Source organism: Arthrobacter sp. StoSoilB22, assembly GCF_019977315.1.
GTDB lineage: Bacteria > Actinomycetota > Actinomycetes > Actinomycetales > Micrococcaceae > Arthrobacter.
In genome coordinates this window covers 2,434,782-2,449,399 of the sequence record NZ_AP024652.1, presented here as the reverse complement: position 1 = coordinate 2,449,399, position 14,618 = coordinate 2,434,782, and the positions used below count along the sequence as shown (strand labels likewise).

Here is a 14,618-nt window from a genome sequence, read left to right as displayed (position 1 = left end):
CCTCTGGCTTATGTGCAGCCTTGTGGTTCGGGCCGTGCTTGCCTCGGGGGAGAATCCCCGACGGTAAAGTGTGGCCCATGACTTCAGCACATGCGGACATCCCGCAGAACAAGCAAGGGCTCTCCGGCTCCACTCCTGTCGAGGCACTGACCACGGCTGTCAACGAATCCTTTGACGCTACTGTCGCATCGTTGGAAGACCTGGTGGCTATTCCCGGTATTGCGTGGCCGAGTTTTGATCCCAAGGAACTTGACCGGAGCGCTGACGCCGTCGCCTCCCTGGTCAAGGAATCCGGTATGGAGGACGTCCGTATCCTTCGATGCAACAAGGCTGACGGTACGCCCGGTGGTCCTGCCGTCGTCGCGCGCCGACCTGCCGCCGCAGGCAAGCCGACCATCCTGCTGTACGCCCACCACGACGTCCAGCCTCCGGGTGACAGCAGCCTCTGGAACTCCGAGCCCTTTGTCGCTCAAGAGCGGAATGGCCGCTTGTATGGTCGGGGTGCCGCCGACGACAAAGCAGGCATCATGGCGCACCTTGCCGCCTACAGTGCCGTGACAAAAGTCCTGGGGGACGACTTCGGGCTCGGCGTGACCTTCTTCTTTGAAGGCGAAGAAGAAGCCGGGTCACCTACCTTCCGCACTTTCCTTGAGGAGCACCAGGAACTTCTCCGGGCGGATGTGATCGTCGTTGCCGACTCCAGCAACTGGAAGGTGGGCGTGCCTGCCCTCACTACCAGCCTTCGCGGCCTGGTTGACGGAACTTTCGAAGTGCGCGTCTTGGAGCACGCGGTCCATTCAGGCATGTTCGGCGGCCCCGTGCTCGATGCCCCTACTCTTTTGTCGCGGCTCATAGCCACCCTTCACGACGACGCCGGGAATGTCGCAGTGGCCGGCCTCGTCGGCCGGGACGAGGTGGCAGTTGATCTCACCGAAGCTGACTACCGGGCCGATGCATCCGTGCTCGACGGCGTGAGGCTCGCCGGAAGTGGAACCATCGCCTCGCGTTTGTGGACCAAGCCGGCATTGTCCATCATTGGCATGGACGTCCCGGCCGTAGATGTTGCATCCAACACCCTCATACCGTCGGCGCGGGCAAAGTTCAGCATGCGGTTGGCGCCGGGGCAGGACCCGGAAGCCGCCATGACGGCGCTCAAGCAGCACGTCGAATCCCATGCCCCGTTCGGCGCCAGGGTGACGTTCACGCCGGGGGAGAGGGGCAATGCCTTTTCCACCGATACGACGTCCGCTGCAGCGCGGGTGGCTTTGTGGGCGCTGGGGGAATCGTGGGGAGTCCAGCCGGTGGAAATGGGGATCGGAGGCTCCATCCCGTTCATCGCCGATCTCCTGGAGATGTATCCGGATGTCCAGATCCTGGTCACCGGCGTCGAGGACCCTGATTCCCGTGCGCATAGTGCCAACGAATCATTGCATATAGGAGACTTCCGGCATGCAGTGTTGGCGGAGGCCTTGATGTTGGCCCGGCTGAACGCCGAAGGCCTGGCCGGGTAGGCTCCTGCGGCGCGCGGGGAACAACCACTTGCAGTCTGTGGTTACGTCAAGAGTTATAGCTAAGGGCCTGCGCGACGTAGCATTAGCTATAACCCGTACGTAATTGGGTAAGGGCAGGCAGCGTTCCGGCGCCGCCGCCAAGAGCTTCATAAGAAGGTAGGCCAATGAGCACTGCAACCAACGAAAACAGCACCGGAGCACAGCTCGTCACCAACGACGACGAACTGGCCACGCACGAGGTCAATCTGACCGACGTCGCCGCGGGCAAGGTCCGCAGCCTCCTCGAGCAGGAAGGGCGCACAGACCTCCGACTGCGCGTTGCAGTCCAGCCTGGCGGATGCTCGGGCCTGATCTACCAGCTCTACTTCGATGAGCGCTTGCTCGACGGAGATGCTGTGCGCGATTACGACGGCGTTGAGGTGGTAGTGGACAAGATGAGCGTTCCTTACCTCAGTGGTGCCAGCATCGACTTCGAAGACACCATTTCGAAGCAAGGATTCACCATCGATAACCCGAACGCCGGCGGGTCTTGCGCCTGCGGCGATTCGTTCCACTGATGTGAGCCATCGCCGCATGTCGGCGCCCCTTCGAGCGAGTTTGAATTCGTTCGGAGCCACGGCGCTGACATGTGCGCGAAAACCGCGTGATAGCGGTAAGCTCTACATCGGGTAGTAAAACTTTTAGTGTGCCCGGTGAGCCTTCGGCCTGCCGGGAGACAGCAACAAGAGGAAGGGCCGTCTGTGAGTTCGCAGAACCGAACCGGCAGCCGACGCATAAAGATCACATCGATCACTGGCTTGGCACTAGCCGGCGCGTTGGTTTTGACCGGATGTTCACCAGAGGTAGAGAAGGGTTGGCTGCCTACAGAGCGCGGCACGACCAACCACACTGACCGGATCATGGACCTCTGGGTCAACTCATGGATCGCCGCCTTGGCAGTCGGTATCATCACGTGGGGCCTCCTGGTCTGGTGCATCATCGCTTACCGTCGCCGCAAGGGCACCACGGGTTTCCCCAAGCAGCTCAGCTACAACCTGCCGCTCGAGGTCTTCTACTTGACCATCCCGCTCTTCATGGTGCTGGTGTTCTTCTACTTCACCGACCAGGACCAGCGTGCGATCGATGACCGCTCCCAGCCTGCCGACGTCGTTGTTGACGTCCGCGGCAAGCAGTGGGCATGGGACTTTAACTACAAGCAAGGTGAGGTCATCAATGAAGACCTCCACGAGGCGGGCGTTCAGGCCCACCTGACCGGCAATGAAGTCGACAAGGAACTGCTCCCCACCCTGTACTTGCCCGTAGGCAAGTCCGTGGACCTGGAGCTCAACTCCCGCGACGTCATCCACTCATTCTGGGTACCCGCCTTCCTTCAGAAGCGCGACATGATCCCGGGCAAGACGAACTACATCAGGTTCACCCCCACCAAGGAGGGCACCTTCGATGGCAAGTGTGCCGAACTCTGCGGTGAATACCACTCCGAAATGCTCTTCCGCGTCAAGGTTGTCTCCGAGTCTGAATTCCAGGCTCACATGGACAAGCTTCGCCAGGAAGGCAACACGGGCCTCCTCGGTGCGGAATATGACCGCAACCCGAACCTGAACGAATCCAAGTAAGGGAAGCGACGTGGCTACGTACACTCAATCCGCACCGGGGGTTCTCGAAGCTCCGGTAGTTCCTAAGTCCAAGGGGCGCATCGTCGTCAACTGGATCACCTCCACCGACCACAAGACCATCGGGTACATGTACCTGATCGCGTCCTTCGTGTTCTTCTGCCTCGGTGGCGTCATGGCGCTGTTGATCCGCGCTGAACTGTTCGAACCCGGCATGCAGATCCTGCAGACCAAAGAGCAGTACAACCAGATGTTCACCATGCACGGCACCGTCATGCTCCTGATGTTCGCAACGCCGCTGTTCGCCGGCTTCGCCAACGTCATTATGCCGTTGCAGATCGGCGCCCCCGACGTCGCCTTTCCCCGTCTGAATGCTCTGGCGTTCTGGTTCTTCCTTTTCGGTTCCACCATCGCCGTGTCCGGCTTCATCACCCCGCAGGGTGCTGCATCCTTTGGCTGGTTCGCTTACGCGCCGTTGTCCAACACGACGTTCAGCCCCGGCGTAGGTGGTGACCTCTGGGTCTTTGGCCTGGCGCTGTCCGGGTTCGGAACCATCCTTGGTGCCGTCAACTTCATCACCACCATCATCTGCATGCGTGCACCGGGCATGACCATGTGGCGTATGCCGATCTTCACCTGGAACACGCTTGTTACGGCGATCCTGGTTCTGATGGCCTTCCCGCCGCTTGCAGCTGCCCTGTTCGCGCTCGGTGCCGACCGCCGCTTTGGAGCGCACATCTTCGATCCCGAGAACGGCGGTGCAGTCCTTTGGCAGCACCTGTTCTGGTTCTTCGGACACCCCGAGGTGTACATCATCGCGCTGCCGTTCTTCGGTATTGTCTCGGAGATCTTCCCGGTCTTCAGCCGGAAGCCGATCTTTGGCTACAAGGGTCTTGTTTACGCAACTATCGCCATCGCCGCTCTGTCCGTTACCGTGTGGGCTCACCACATGTACGTGACCGGATCCGTGCTGTTGCCGTTCTTCGCGTTCATGACCATGCTCATCGCTGTTCCAACAGGTGTGAAGTTCTTCAACTGGATCGGTACTCTCTGGCAGGGCTCCATCACGTTCGAAACTCCCATGCTGTGGAGCATCGGCTTCCTGGTGACATTCCTCTTCGGCGGTCTGACCGGCATCATCCTGGCGTCGCCGCCACTGGACTTCCACGTCTCCGACTCCTACTTCGTGGTGGCTCACTTCCACTACGTCGTCTTCGGTACCGTCGTGTTCGCGATGTTCGCAGGCTTCTACTTCTGGTGGCCCAAGTGGACGGGCAAGATGCTCAACGAGCGCCTTGGCAAGATTCACTTCTGGCTCCTGTTCCTGGGCTTCCACGGCACCTTCCTGATCCAGCACTGGCTCGGTGTTGAAGGCATGCCGCGTCGATACGCCGATTACATGCCGCAGGACAACTTCACGTGGATGAACCAGTTCTCCACCATCTCCTCCTTCGTCCTGGGTGCTTCGCTTCTGCCGTTCTTCTGGAACGTCTACATCACGTGGCGAAGCAACAAGAAGGTTGAAGTTGATGATCCTTGGGGCTTCGGCGCTTCGCTTGAATGGGCAACATCCTGCCCGCCGCCGCGCCACAACTTCACCTCCTTGCCCCGTATCCGCTCCGAGCGCCCGGCCTTGGACCTTCACCACCCGGAGTTGGCCCAGGTTCACACCGCCGAAGCCCCGTCACCCGCAGCAGCTGTTTTGGGTAACGCAGACCAGAGGGACGTCAGCAAATGAAAATCGAATCGTGGCTCTTTGGGGCCGGAGTCTTCTTCTTCATCCCCGTAACCATCGTTTACGGTTTCTTGACGGAATGGACTGAATGGGTCGGCGTACTGGGAATCCTCCTGGTGGGTGGTCTGGCCGGCATGATCGGCGCCTACCTCGGGTTCACCGGTAAGCGCATTGGTCTTCGGCCCGAGGACCGCCCCGACGCTGAGATTCATGAGGGCGCCGGTGAGCAGGGCCACTTCAGCCCCTGGAGCTGGTGGCCGCTGGTTCTGGGCCTGGCATGTGCCGGTGGCTTCCTCGGATTGGCAGTGGGTTTCTGGATCACCTACGTGGCTGGTGGCCTCGCCATCATCGCCCTGGTTGGTTGGGTCTTCGAATACAGCCGTGGAGACCACGCCCACTAAGTAATTGGTGACACAAAGATGGGCCCCACCTTGTGGTGGGGCCCATCTTCTTTAACTTCATCCCGTAGGTCAGTTGCCCACAGGGCCGAGCGCGTCCGCCCAAGGGGCCAGAGGCGTCTCGCGAGTGCGCCGAGATGGCTCTTAGCGGGCCTGTGTGCCCTCCAGGACGGCTGAAAGAGCGAGGAGCGCTCTCTCCGCCATCGGGATAGTCTGATCGCCGCTGAGATCCTCAGGAGCGATGTTTAGGTAGACTTCGCAACCTTGGTCGAAGTCCTCGGTCATTACTTCAAGAAGAGAACGGGCATCAACGGGTGCTCCGTTGTGCTTGCGGATGGTCACCGGCAGCCCGGTTTCCGTCACAGCACGAACAAATACCGCGGCCGCCCGTGCATGCAAGCCAATCTCGGCGGCCACGAAGGTTTTCTGCTCCGGCAACCCGGCTCCTTTGATACGCGACGGACTCCGTCTGAAAAATGTTCCACACAAGCCTAGCCGCCGGGGTGGTGGTCTTCCACCGCGGACTTCGGTGGTCTAGACCTGCGGTCCTGCTGAATTATCCTTGGAACATGACTCAATTGCTGGACATCTGCCGTGGCTGAGGCAGCAAGCATAGCCGGTGAGATCGACCGCTCCAGCGGCACCCCCATCTATGTTCAGCTCCGCGAGATCCTCAGGACGTTCATTGTCCAGTCCTGCCCGCCCGGGTCCGCGCTTCCATCCGAGCGGGACCTGTCAGAACGGTTCGGGTTGGCGCGAATGACTGTCCGGCAGGCTATTGACGCCCTCGTAGGCGAAGAGGTCATTGAGCGGGTGGTCGGCCTCGGAACGTTTGTCAGGAAGCCAAAGCTGGATCTGCAGGTGAAGTTGACCTCCTACAGCGAGGAGATGCAGCGTCGCGGGATGGTGCCCGCCGCCAAGGTCCTGAGCTTCGAACAGATTGCTGCCAGCGCTTTCCTGGCCAGGGAACTTCAACTGGACGAGGGCACTCCACTGGTGCGGTTCAGGCGTTTACTGCTTGCCGATAACGAGCCTATGAGCGTAGACGAGAACTTCATACCTGCCCATCGAGTGCCTGGCTTGCTCGACGAGGCACCTCCAACCTCGCTATATAACGTTCTGAGCGAACGATTCGGCTTGGTTATGGAGTGGGGCGAAGACATGATTGAGGCCACTGCGGCTTCTCCGTCCACTGCCAGGCTTCTGAATGTTGACGTCGGAGCACCGCTGCTCAAAATACAACGTCACGCGTTTGTAGCCCGTGCGATGGTTGATTATTCGGTTTCCTACTACCGGGCTGACCGATACAAGCTCTGGGTGCCCTTGCAGCGGCCTGGCATCCGTCCCACACGGAACTATTCCTCGGGGTACCGCACTCAATAACCCCGGCAGTACCTGTAGCGGCACAAACGAAGGGCCCGGTCCATGTGGACCGGGCCCTTCGTGTGGTTTGAGTAATGAACCGCTAGTGGCTCAGACTCTTCTGCTCTTCTCCAGCTGCTATGGCCTCGTGGTGGCCATGAGCGTGGGCTGCTTCGAGTTCCGCAGGCGTTGCAGGGGCAACACGGTCTTCGAAGAACCAGCGGGAGAGTGCCGCACGGCGCTTCTCCTTACGGGTAACAACGCCATGCTCGTTCGGCTGGGCCGGGATGGGAGCCGGTGACTCGAACCCGACAAGCTTGTAGCGCTTGTATTCATCCAGCGGGGCGTGGACCTCGATGAACTCACCGTGGGGGAGCCGCACGATACGGCCTGTTTCGCGGCCATGAAGTGCGATTTCGCGGTCCTTGCGCTGAAGGGCAAGTGCGATTCGCTTGGTCACGATGAAGGCGATGATGGGGCCAATAAAGAACAGGGTCCGAAGCCAGTACGTCACATCATTCAACGACACGTGGAAGTGCGTGGCAATGAGGTCCGAACCGGCAGCTGCCCACATCACGCAGTACCAGGTGAATCCGGCAACACCGATAGCAGTGCGGGTAGGGGCGTTGCGCGGACGGTCCAGGACGTGGTGCTCGCGGTTGTCCTTGGTAACCCAGCGCTCGATCCACGGGTACATGAACAGCACAGTGAAGATGATTCCGGCCGGTACAAGAGCGGGAAGCAGGACGTTCAATGTGAGGGTGCGACCGAAGATGACCCATTCGAAGTGGAAGTCATTGATGACACCGGGCATGAGGCGCAGGGCACCATCAACGAACCCGATGTACCAGTCAGGCTGGGTACCGGCCGAAACCGGGGAGGGATCGTACGGGCCGTAGTTCCAGATCGGGTTGATCGTGAATGCAGCAGCCATGAGTGCCAGGACACCGAAGACGATGAAGAAGAATCCGCCGGCCTTGGCAGCGTACACCGGTCCGAGGGGGTAGCCGACGACGTTTCCGTCATTGCGTCCTGGGCCGGGGTACTGGGTGTGCTTGTGAACAACCACCATGAATAGGTGGATGACAATCATCAGGAGGATGAGGGCCGGTACCAACAGGATGTGCAGAACGTAAAGACGGCCGATGATGGCCGTGCCCGGGAACTCTCCACCGAAGAGGAAGAAGGACGTGTACGTTCCGATGACCGGGATGGACTTGATAACACCATCAATGATGCGCAGGCCGTTGCCGGACAGAAGGTCATCGGGGAGGGAGTAGCCGGTGAAGCCGGCAGCCATTGCGAGGATGAGCAGCACGCCGCCCACAACCCAGTTCATTTCACGGGGCTTACGGAACGCGCCGGTGAAGAAGACACGCAGCATGTGAACACCGAGGGAGGCCACGAACAACAGTGCTGCCCAGTGGTGAACCTGGCGCATGAACAGGCCGCCGCGAACGTCGAACGAGATGTTCAGCGACGAGCTGTAAGCAACGGACATTTCGACGTTGTACAGCGGCGTGTACGAACCCTGGTAGTGGGTTTCCGCCATGGACGGGTCGAAGAAAAAGGTCAGGAAGGTACCTGACATCAGCAAGATGACGAAGGAGTACAGCGCCACCTCACCGAACATGAACGACCAGTGGTCAGGGAAGACCTTCCGGCCGAACTCGCGCAGGATGCCGGAACCGCCAACACGCTCGTCCACGAAGTTGGTGAAACTACCAACTTTGGTCTTCGGAACGAAGGGGGCTTCAGCTGTTGATGAGGCGCTCATGCTCGTCACGCTCCCAGTAACTCGGTCCTACAGGTTCTCTGAAGTCGCTGGTAGCGACGAGGTAGCCCTCTGCGTCAACTGCGATGGGCAGCTGCGGGAGCGGACGGCTTGCCGGTCCAAAGATGACCTTGCATTCTTGCGTCAGGTCGAATGTGGACTGGTGGCAGGGGCACAGAAGGTGGTGCGTCTGCTGCTCGTAAAGAGCAACCGGGCAACCGACGTGCGTGCAGATCTTGGAGTAAGCAACGATGCCGTTGTAGCTCCAGTTTTCACGACCCTCTGAGGGGTTCAAGGAGTCCGGGTCCAGGCGCATCAACAGAACGACAGCTTTAGCCTTCTCGTTCAGTTTGCCTTCGTGGAGTTCATTGAGACCTTCGGGGATCACGTGGAACGCAGAACCAATGGTGACGTCCGAGGCCTTGATGGGGGTGCCATCAGGATCACGGGTCAGGCGCTTGAGTTTGTCGCCCTCAGGCGCCCACATTGTGTGTGCCAAAGCGTCGTCCGGCCGCGGACCCAGATCGCCGAAGATAGCGAGGGCAGGCAGGGGAGCGAGGGCAACGGCACCAAGAAGGGTATTGCGGATCAGCGGGCGACGCTTAATGCCGGTCTCGTCCACGATGTCGTCAACGATTCGCACAGCAGCCTGGCGATCTTCTTCAGTACGGATAGCGTGGCGCTCTTCCGACACTTCGTGATCGGGCATCAGGGCCTTGGCCCAGTGCACGATTCCAGTGCCAATACCCAGCATTGCGAACGCAGTGCCCAGACCCAGAAGGAGGTTCTGGGTGCGGATGGTCGCAATCGAGGTATCGTCGCCCAAATCGATGGCAAAGTATGCCACCAGGAACACCAGCGTACCGATGACGGAGGTGCCAAACAGAATGGCTACCTGACGCTCGGCGCGCTTTGCGGCTACCGGGTCCGTGTCAGCCAGGCGCAAACGATGCGGAGGAAGTCCAGGATCCTGGAACTTCTCCACCTCATTCTGACCAGCCGTAGCTACGGTGCCCGAGTGGTTCGGACTGCCGTCACTATGGTTGCCCATAATTCGCCTCATCCTTCTCTCGTTGTCTCGGCCGGGGCCGAGTTATTTTCAGTTTCAAACTGCTGACCGTGCAGCAGAAGTTTCGTGTCCGGATTAGGACGTGCGGGACGTCAACCAGATGGTGAATGCGATGATGACGCCCAACCCGGCGACCCAGACAAACAGACCTTCGGATACCGGACCGAGTGCGCCAAGATCAGCGCCGCCGGGAGAACCGTTGGATTCAATGGTCTTCAGGAAGGTGATGATGTCGCGCTTGTCTTCAGGCGTGACGTTGGAGTCGCTGAAGACGGGCATGTTCTGCGGACCGGTAACCATGGCCTCATAAATGTGTTCAGCACTCACGCCTGCCAACGCGGGGGCAAACTTGCCCCGGGTCAGGGCACCACCGGCAGCTGCGGCATTGTGGCACATGGCGCAGTTGACGCGGAAGAGTTCGCCACCGTTGGCTGCGTCTCCCTTTCCGTCGAGGAGGTTTGCCTCGGGAATGGCCGGACCTGCGCCGAGGGATGCAACATAAGCAGCAAGTTGCTTGGTCTGCTCCGCGTTGAACTGCGCGGGCTTCTTCTGGGCCTGCGGGCCACTCATCTGCATGGGCATACGGCCGGTGCCAACCTGGAAGTCAACTGCAGCAGCACCCACGCCGACCAGCGAGGGGCCGTCCTGGGTTCCGCTGGCACCCATGCCGTGGCAGGTGGCGCAGTTGGCGGCAAAAAGCTTGCCGCCTTCTTCTACGTCACTCGCGCTGAAGCTTGTGGTGTCGGCCTTGGCCTGGTTGACAGTTGTGGCAACGGCGTACAGCCCACCAGTGAGGAGGAGGCCCATCAGCAACAGCGCAATGGCTGCCAGTGGGTGACGTCGCTTCTGCGATAGTGCCTTCACGTGGTGGTTCCTTTTTTCGATCCTGCGTCGGCTCCGCGAGCCGCTTCTTGAAATTCTGCCTCTTGTAGAAAAAGAGTCAAGGCCGGGCTTACTTGAGTACGTAGATGACCAGGAAGAGGCCGATCCACACAACGTCGACGAAGTGCCAGTAGTACGAGGTGACGATCGCCGATGTTGCTTCAAAGTGGCCGAACTTCTTGGCTGCAAAGGCTCGACCCATGATGAACAGGAACGCGATCAGGCCGCCAATGACGTGCAGGCCGTGGAAGCCGGTAGTCATGTAGAAGGCAGAGCCATAGGCGTTGGACGACAGGGACACGTGCTCTGAGACGAGCATGGCGTATTCCGTGGTCTGGCCGGCCACGAAGAAAGCTCCCATGATGAACGTCAGGGCAAACCATTCGGTCATGCCCCACCGTGTGAACTGCAGGAGCCCACCGGTACGGCGCGGCTCGAGTCGCTCGGCGGCAAAGACGCCCATCTGGCAAGTAAAGGAACTTGCCACAAGGACGATGGTGTTGACGAGCGCAAACGGGAAGTTGAGCTTGGCCGTCTCCTCGGCCCACATCAATCCGGATGTGGAGCGCAGGGTGAAGTACATGGCAAAGAGGCCGGCGAAGAACATCAACTCACTGGACAGCCAAACAACGGTTCCAACAGAAACCAAGTTGGGGCGGTTCAGCGTCGGGTGCGCCGGGGTACTGGGGGCATGGGTCGCAGATGTCACAAGGACATTATGTCTGTAAAAGTCCAGACTTCCCAATGCAAACCACCGATTCAGGAGACTTTTTCTACAAAGACGCGAATTCGCGCGGAAAAGTTCCCGGTCGCGTTCACATTGGTCATCGGCGTGGCTGGGTCGATAGCATCAGGGAGTGACTTCTCCGGCAACGGCACCTGCAGCCAGCAATACCTGGCCAGGGCTCATCTCAGCACTGATCAACGGCGACAACCTTGCAGTGGGCAACACAGAGTGGGCCATGAACACCATCATGTCCGGAGAGGCGACGCCGGCTCAGATTGCGGGGTTCCTTGTTGCGCTCCGTGCCAAGGGCGAGACGGTCGAAGAGCTGGCCGGTCTTGTTGAGGCCATGGTCCAGCATGCCAACCCCATCAATATTTCCGGTGAGAAGCTGGACATTGTCGGAACCGGTGGAGACCGCCTGAACACGGTAAATATCTCCACCATGGCTGCCCTTGTTGCTGCCGGCGCGGGGGCCAAAGTGGTAAAGCACGGCAACCGAGCTGCATCTTCCACTTCCGGGTCGGCCGACGTTCTAGAGGCGCTGGGCGTTCGTTTGGATCTGTCAATCGAGCAGGTGGCCCGGAACGCAGAGGAGGCGGGAATCACTTTCTGCTTCGCGCAGGTCTTCCACCCCTCATTCCGGCATACCGCTGTTCCGCGCCGTGAACTGGCTGTTCCCACGGCTTTCAATTTCCTTGGGCCGATGACCAATCCCGCGCACGTTCAAGCTTCGGCTGTGGGTGTTGCCAACGCCCGCATGGCGCCGTTGGTGGCAGGAGTCCTGGCCCGCCGCGGCAGCCGGGGGCTGGTATTCCGAGGAGACGACGGCCTCGATGAGTTGACCCCCACAGGGTCATCGACGGTCTGGGAAATCAGGAACGGAACCGTCAGGGAGCAAATCTTCTCGCCTCAGGTCCTCGGTATTCGTCCTTCGACGGTTGCTGACCTTCGCGGAGGGGACGCCGCTGCCAATGCGGCCGTAGTGCGCGATATCCTCGACGGCAAACAGGGGCCTGTACGCGACGCCGTACTACTGAATGCGGCTGCTGGATTGGTGTCAATCGATCTGGACGCCGAAGGGAGCCTTGAGGACCGGATGCGGACCGCTTTTGCCCGGGCGGCGAAATCCGTGGATTCAGGCAAGGCTGCCGGAGTGCTCGCCAAGTGGACTGCTCTTAGCCAAAGCTGAAGACCAGCCGTCCCGCTGCTACTCGAAGCCGAGTGCGAAGGCTGCGTCGAGGTCGTGCTGGGAATAGGCGCGGAAGGCAATGTGTGTGGTGGTGTGGACCACCGAGGCAACCTTTGACAGGCGGTCCGCGATCACATCGGCAAGCTCGTCGTGTTTAGTCACCCTGGCCACCGCAATGAGGTCCCACTCTCCGGTGACGGAGTACACCTCGCTGATGCCCTGAATGGCCGAAATCTGCTCGGCGGTCTCCGGTATGCGTGAGGCATCGGTTTTGATCAGGACGAAAGCGGTGATCACGTGGGGCCTTTCCGAAAATGCATCGTTGCGGACGTTTTCCAGCCTAGTGCATTCCCCCGTACAGGGGGTTGATCAGACCCGGCGTTGCCGTCGGCGCGATACCCTCATGAGCGATGAAGTGATAAGCCGGTATCCGAGCAGGAAAATGCCAAGGGTGACCAAAGCCACCAGGACAAAAGGCAGCACGACGGTTTGGCTTGTAACAGCCCGCAGCAGCATTCCCACAGCGACTGCGCCGAGCCATATGAAAACTCCGGACGGCCATGCAGCCATGGGCGCCCGCCAAGCACGTGCAACCACCCAGGCGATCGCTGCCCCGGCCAGGAACGGCCACGCTGTGGCAAAAGCTCCCGAGATGATGTCACCGCGGGCGTGCGCGTCCCGTCCAACGGCGGCGAAGGCAAGAATCAAGAAAAGATCGGCAAGGGCTGCGGGTATCCACAGTCGTGAGGGTGAAGACATACTCCCGACACTATCCGGGGCATCCCTCCCACGCGAAAGTTACCTCCAGGTGCTGCTGCGGTGATCAGGGGAATTCGCGTCGGCCGTTGTGTGGGCGATGTCACGGTATTAGCCTCTGACGGGGGACCAAGGAGTCTCAACAAGAAGGAGAGCCGACCAATGACAACCCGCCTCAATCCGTACATTTCATTCCGGGACAATGCTCGGGACGCCATAACGTTTTACGAGTCCGTCTTTGGCGGTGAACTGAACATCAGCACTTTCGGCGACTACCAAGCCAGTGACGATCCAGCAGAGGCCGGCAAAGTCATGCACGCCATGTTGGAAACTCCCGGCGGATTGACGTTGATGGCTGCCGACACCCCGAATGGCATGGAGTACAACCCCGGCGACAATATCTCCGTTTCCTTGAGTGGAGAGTCGTCGGATGAAGCCGAGCTCCGCGGTTACTGGGACAAACTCGTCGACGGCGGTACGGTCACCGTGCCCCTCGAGATGGCACCTTGGGGTGACACTTTTGGAATGTGCGTCGACAGATTCGGGATCGGCTGGTTGGTCAACATTGCAGGGGCCCAGGAGTAGTAGCTGGGCGCTGTGATCACCCTAGGTGATGCGCCTTCCGTCAGAGGTGAGCCTGTTGCCCATGTGTTTGGGAGTTCGCAGCACTATGCATCTGTCGAGGATCTCTGCGAACGGAAGCCTCTCGCCCAGCTGCCTCTCCAGGGGTGTCATGTCTTCAACCCGCCGAAGCCATACCAGCATCAGGATTGAGTAGAGCCCGCCGGTGGTGGCGACCAGACGGACCTCGTGCAGGCCGACGAGCTTTTCTGCAACGGATTCCACCATCGTGGCCGGAACGCGCAGGAAGTACCAAACGGCGACTGGCCAGGGGGAGTAGGGTCGCGCAACCTCCAAGCGCAACACCATGCGCTTCTCGGCAAGGATGGTGGACAGCGCGTTTCTTGCCCGCGTGGTGCTGATCCCAAGCGTTTCGGAAATCTCCGCCACGGAGGCTCGGCCGTTGGAACGCAGAATGCCGGCAAGTTGGTCTTCGATCTCTGCGGAGATGCCTCTTGGGGCGGCTGCAGGCTGTGGAATACTCGATTCCAGTTGGCGCGCCTCGTGGTCCTGGAGCGAGCGCAGCCGCCAGAGCTGCGCATCGGCGAGGAGCCTGATACCACGGTGTGTACGGGTGCCGATCACGCCTGCCACGTTTGTAAGCCGGTCCAGCACAAACCCTGCCAAGTCGGCGTCAGTCCGGCACAGTAACGTCACCACCAGATCCCGGCCGCCGATGGTTTGGTCAATGGAAAGTACTTCGTCGTCGCGGGCGAGATCCTCTGTTGCCTCGGCAATGCGTGAAGGTGTGCATTCCACCTCAATGATTGCGCCCACATATTTCGCTCCGGGTCCCCGGTAGCTTGCCAACCAGGCCAGCCCCTGATCCTGAAGAGCGCTCCAGCGCCTGGCGAGGGTAACAGCGTCTGCCCCGACGATGGGCGCGAGTGTGGCCCAAGGTGCTCGCGGACGAATCTGCAGGGCATGAAGAAGCCTCAGGTCACGGCTGTCCAAGTCGTAATCCTGCATTGAACACCCACTTCC

Annotated in this window: 16 protein-coding genes; 8 read left to right on the top strand and 8 right to left on the bottom strand. The window is 60.1% G+C overall.

Features of this window, described 5'->3' with window-relative positions; all coding sequences use genetic code 11:
* Positions 1-77 precede the first annotated feature (77 nt).
* The 5 genes from LDN70_RS11400 (at position 78) to LDN70_RS11380 (ending at position 5,257) form a co-directional block, all read left to right on the top strand.
* Positions 78-1,511, top strand: coding sequence for a dipeptidase (locus LDN70_RS11400; protein ID WP_142939121.1), 1,434 nt, complete (start codon positions 78-80; stop codon positions 1,509-1,511).
* A 164-nt stretch (positions 1,512-1,675) separates the two neighbouring features.
* Positions 1,676-2,068, top strand: coding sequence for a HesB/IscA family protein (locus LDN70_RS11395; protein WP_011774901.1), 393 nt, complete (start codon positions 1,676-1,678; stop codon positions 2,066-2,068).
* A gap of 183 nt (positions 2,069-2,251) precedes the next feature.
* Positions 2,252-3,124 (top strand): aa3-type cytochrome oxidase subunit II, encoded by an 873-nt coding sequence (ctaC, locus tag LDN70_RS11390; RefSeq protein WP_062069602.1) that lies wholly within the window; start codon positions 2,252-2,254, stop codon positions 3,122-3,124.
* 10 nt (positions 3,125-3,134) lie between these two features.
* Positions 3,135-4,859, top strand: a complete 1,725-nt coding sequence (ctaD, locus tag LDN70_RS11385) for an aa3-type cytochrome oxidase subunit I (RefSeq protein ID WP_011774899.1) — start codon at positions 3,135-3,137, stop codon at positions 4,857-4,859.
* The gene (locus LDN70_RS11380; RefSeq protein ID WP_142939122.1) at positions 4,856-5,257 is read left to right on the top strand and encodes a cytochrome c oxidase subunit 4; all 402 of its coding nucleotides are present in this window, start codon (positions 4,856-4,858) and stop codon (positions 5,255-5,257) included. Before ctaD ends, LDN70_RS11380 begins: the two co-directional genes overlap by 4 nt.
* A 141-nt stretch (positions 5,258-5,398) precedes the next feature.
* Here the strand turns inward: LDN70_RS11380 and LDN70_RS21140 are convergent, their stop codons facing one another.
* Positions 5,399-5,692: an HPr family phosphocarrier protein gene (locus tag LDN70_RS21140; RefSeq protein WP_165450194.1), complete on the bottom strand. Its 294-nt coding sequence runs from the start codon at positions 5,690-5,692 to the stop codon at positions 5,399-5,401.
* A 156-nt stretch (positions 5,693-5,848) separates the two neighbouring features.
* Here LDN70_RS21140 and LDN70_RS11365 point away from each other — a divergent pair, with 156 nt between their 5' ends.
* The gene (locus tag LDN70_RS11365) at positions 5,849-6,637 is read left to right on the top strand and encodes a GntR family transcriptional regulator (RefSeq protein WP_223940364.1); all 789 of its coding nucleotides are present in this window, start codon (positions 5,849-5,851) and stop codon (positions 6,635-6,637) included.
* Between the two features lie 82 nt (positions 6,638-6,719).
* Here LDN70_RS11365 and qcrB read toward each other — a convergent pair whose 3' ends face one another.
* The 4 genes from qcrB to ctaE all read right to left on the bottom strand — a co-directional run bounded on the left by qcrB (position 6,720) and on the right by ctaE (position 11,050).
* Positions 6,720-8,393: a cytochrome bc1 complex cytochrome b subunit gene (qcrB, locus tag LDN70_RS11360; RefSeq protein ID WP_142939125.1), complete on the bottom strand. Its 1,674-nt coding sequence runs from the start codon at positions 8,391-8,393 to the stop codon at positions 6,720-6,722.
* Positions 8,371-9,441 (bottom strand): cytochrome bc1 complex Rieske iron-sulfur subunit, encoded by a 1,071-nt coding sequence (gene qcrA, locus LDN70_RS11355; protein ID WP_142939126.1) that lies wholly within the window; start codon positions 9,439-9,441, stop codon positions 8,371-8,373. The genes qcrB and qcrA overlap by 23 nt, the downstream gene beginning before the upstream one ends.
* A 93-nt stretch (positions 9,442-9,534) precedes the next feature.
* A complete protein-coding gene (gene qcrC / locus LDN70_RS11350; RefSeq protein WP_142939127.1) occupies positions 9,535-10,323 on the bottom strand; it encodes a cytochrome bc1 complex diheme cytochrome c subunit in 789 nt (262 codons plus the stop codon).
* A gap of 88 nt (positions 10,324-10,411) precedes the next feature.
* Entirely contained in the window at positions 10,412-11,050 is a 639-nt protein-coding gene (gene ctaE, locus LDN70_RS11345; protein ID WP_142939128.1) for an aa3-type cytochrome oxidase subunit III, read from the bottom strand.
* Positions 11,051-11,198: 148 nt separating this feature from the next.
* On the opposite strand from ctaE, the gene trpD reads away from it, so the two are divergent.
* Positions 11,199-12,257 carry an anthranilate phosphoribosyltransferase gene (trpD, locus tag LDN70_RS11340; RefSeq protein ID WP_223940363.1) on the top strand — a complete coding sequence of 353 codons (1,059 nt, stop codon included), beginning with the start codon at positions 11,199-11,201 and terminating at the stop codon, positions 12,255-12,257.
* An 18-nt stretch (positions 12,258-12,275) separates the two neighbouring features.
* Here the strand turns inward: trpD and LDN70_RS11335 are convergent, their stop codons facing one another.
* The gene (locus LDN70_RS11335; RefSeq protein WP_017197606.1) at positions 12,276-12,554 is read right to left on the bottom strand and encodes an Lrp/AsnC family transcriptional regulator; all 279 of its coding nucleotides are present in this window, start codon (positions 12,552-12,554) and stop codon (positions 12,276-12,278) included.
* Positions 12,555-12,626: 72 nt separating this feature from the next.
* Positions 12,627-13,016 carry a DUF3054 domain-containing protein gene (locus LDN70_RS11330; RefSeq protein WP_142939130.1) on the bottom strand — a complete coding sequence of 130 codons (390 nt, stop codon included), beginning with the start codon at positions 13,014-13,016 and terminating at the stop codon, positions 12,627-12,629.
* A 159-nt stretch (positions 13,017-13,175) separates the two neighbouring features.
* Here LDN70_RS11330 and LDN70_RS11325 point away from each other — a divergent pair, with 159 nt between their 5' ends.
* Positions 13,176-13,598, top strand: coding sequence for a VOC family protein (locus tag LDN70_RS11325; protein WP_142939131.1), 423 nt, complete (start codon positions 13,176-13,178; stop codon positions 13,596-13,598).
* Between the two features lie 21 nt (positions 13,599-13,619).
* Here LDN70_RS11325 and LDN70_RS11320 read toward each other — a convergent pair whose 3' ends face one another.
* Positions 13,620-14,603 carry an Lrp/AsnC family transcriptional regulator gene (locus LDN70_RS11320; RefSeq protein ID WP_223940362.1) on the bottom strand — a complete coding sequence of 328 codons (984 nt, stop codon included), beginning with the start codon at positions 14,601-14,603 and terminating at the stop codon, positions 13,620-13,622.
* Positions 14,604-14,618: the final 15 nt, after the last annotated feature.

What these genes read in the sequence shown, in the direction of transcription:
- LDN70_RS11380 (WP_142939122.1), top strand. Translation starts at nt 4,856, where the DNA reads ATGAAAATCGAATCGTGGCTCTTTGGGGCCGGAGTCTTCTTCTTCATC.
- LDN70_RS11330 (WP_142939130.1), bottom strand. Translation starts at nt 13,016, where the DNA reads ATGTCTTCACCCTCACGACTGTGGATACCCGCAGCCCTTGCCGATCTT.
- LDN70_RS11395 (WP_011774901.1), top strand. Translation starts at nt 1,676, where the DNA reads ATGAGCACTGCAACCAACGAAAACAGCACCGGAGCACAGCTCGTCACC.
- qcrB (WP_142939125.1), bottom strand. Translation starts at nt 8,393, where the DNA reads ATGAGCGCCTCATCAACAGCTGAAGCCCCCTTCGTTCCGAAGACCAAA.
- LDN70_RS11320 (WP_223940362.1), bottom strand. Translation starts at nt 14,603, where the DNA reads ATGCAGGATTACGACTTGGACAGCCGTGACCTGAGGCTTCTTCATGCC.
- LDN70_RS11400 (WP_142939121.1), top strand. Translation starts at nt 78, where the DNA reads ATGACTTCAGCACATGCGGACATCCCGCAGAACAAGCAAGGGCTCTCC.
- LDN70_RS11325 (WP_142939131.1), top strand. Translation starts at nt 13,176, where the DNA reads ATGACAACCCGCCTCAATCCGTACATTTCATTCCGGGACAATGCTCGG.
- qcrA (WP_142939126.1), bottom strand. Translation starts at nt 9,441, where the DNA reads ATGGGCAACCATAGTGACGGCAGTCCGAACCACTCGGGCACCGTAGCT.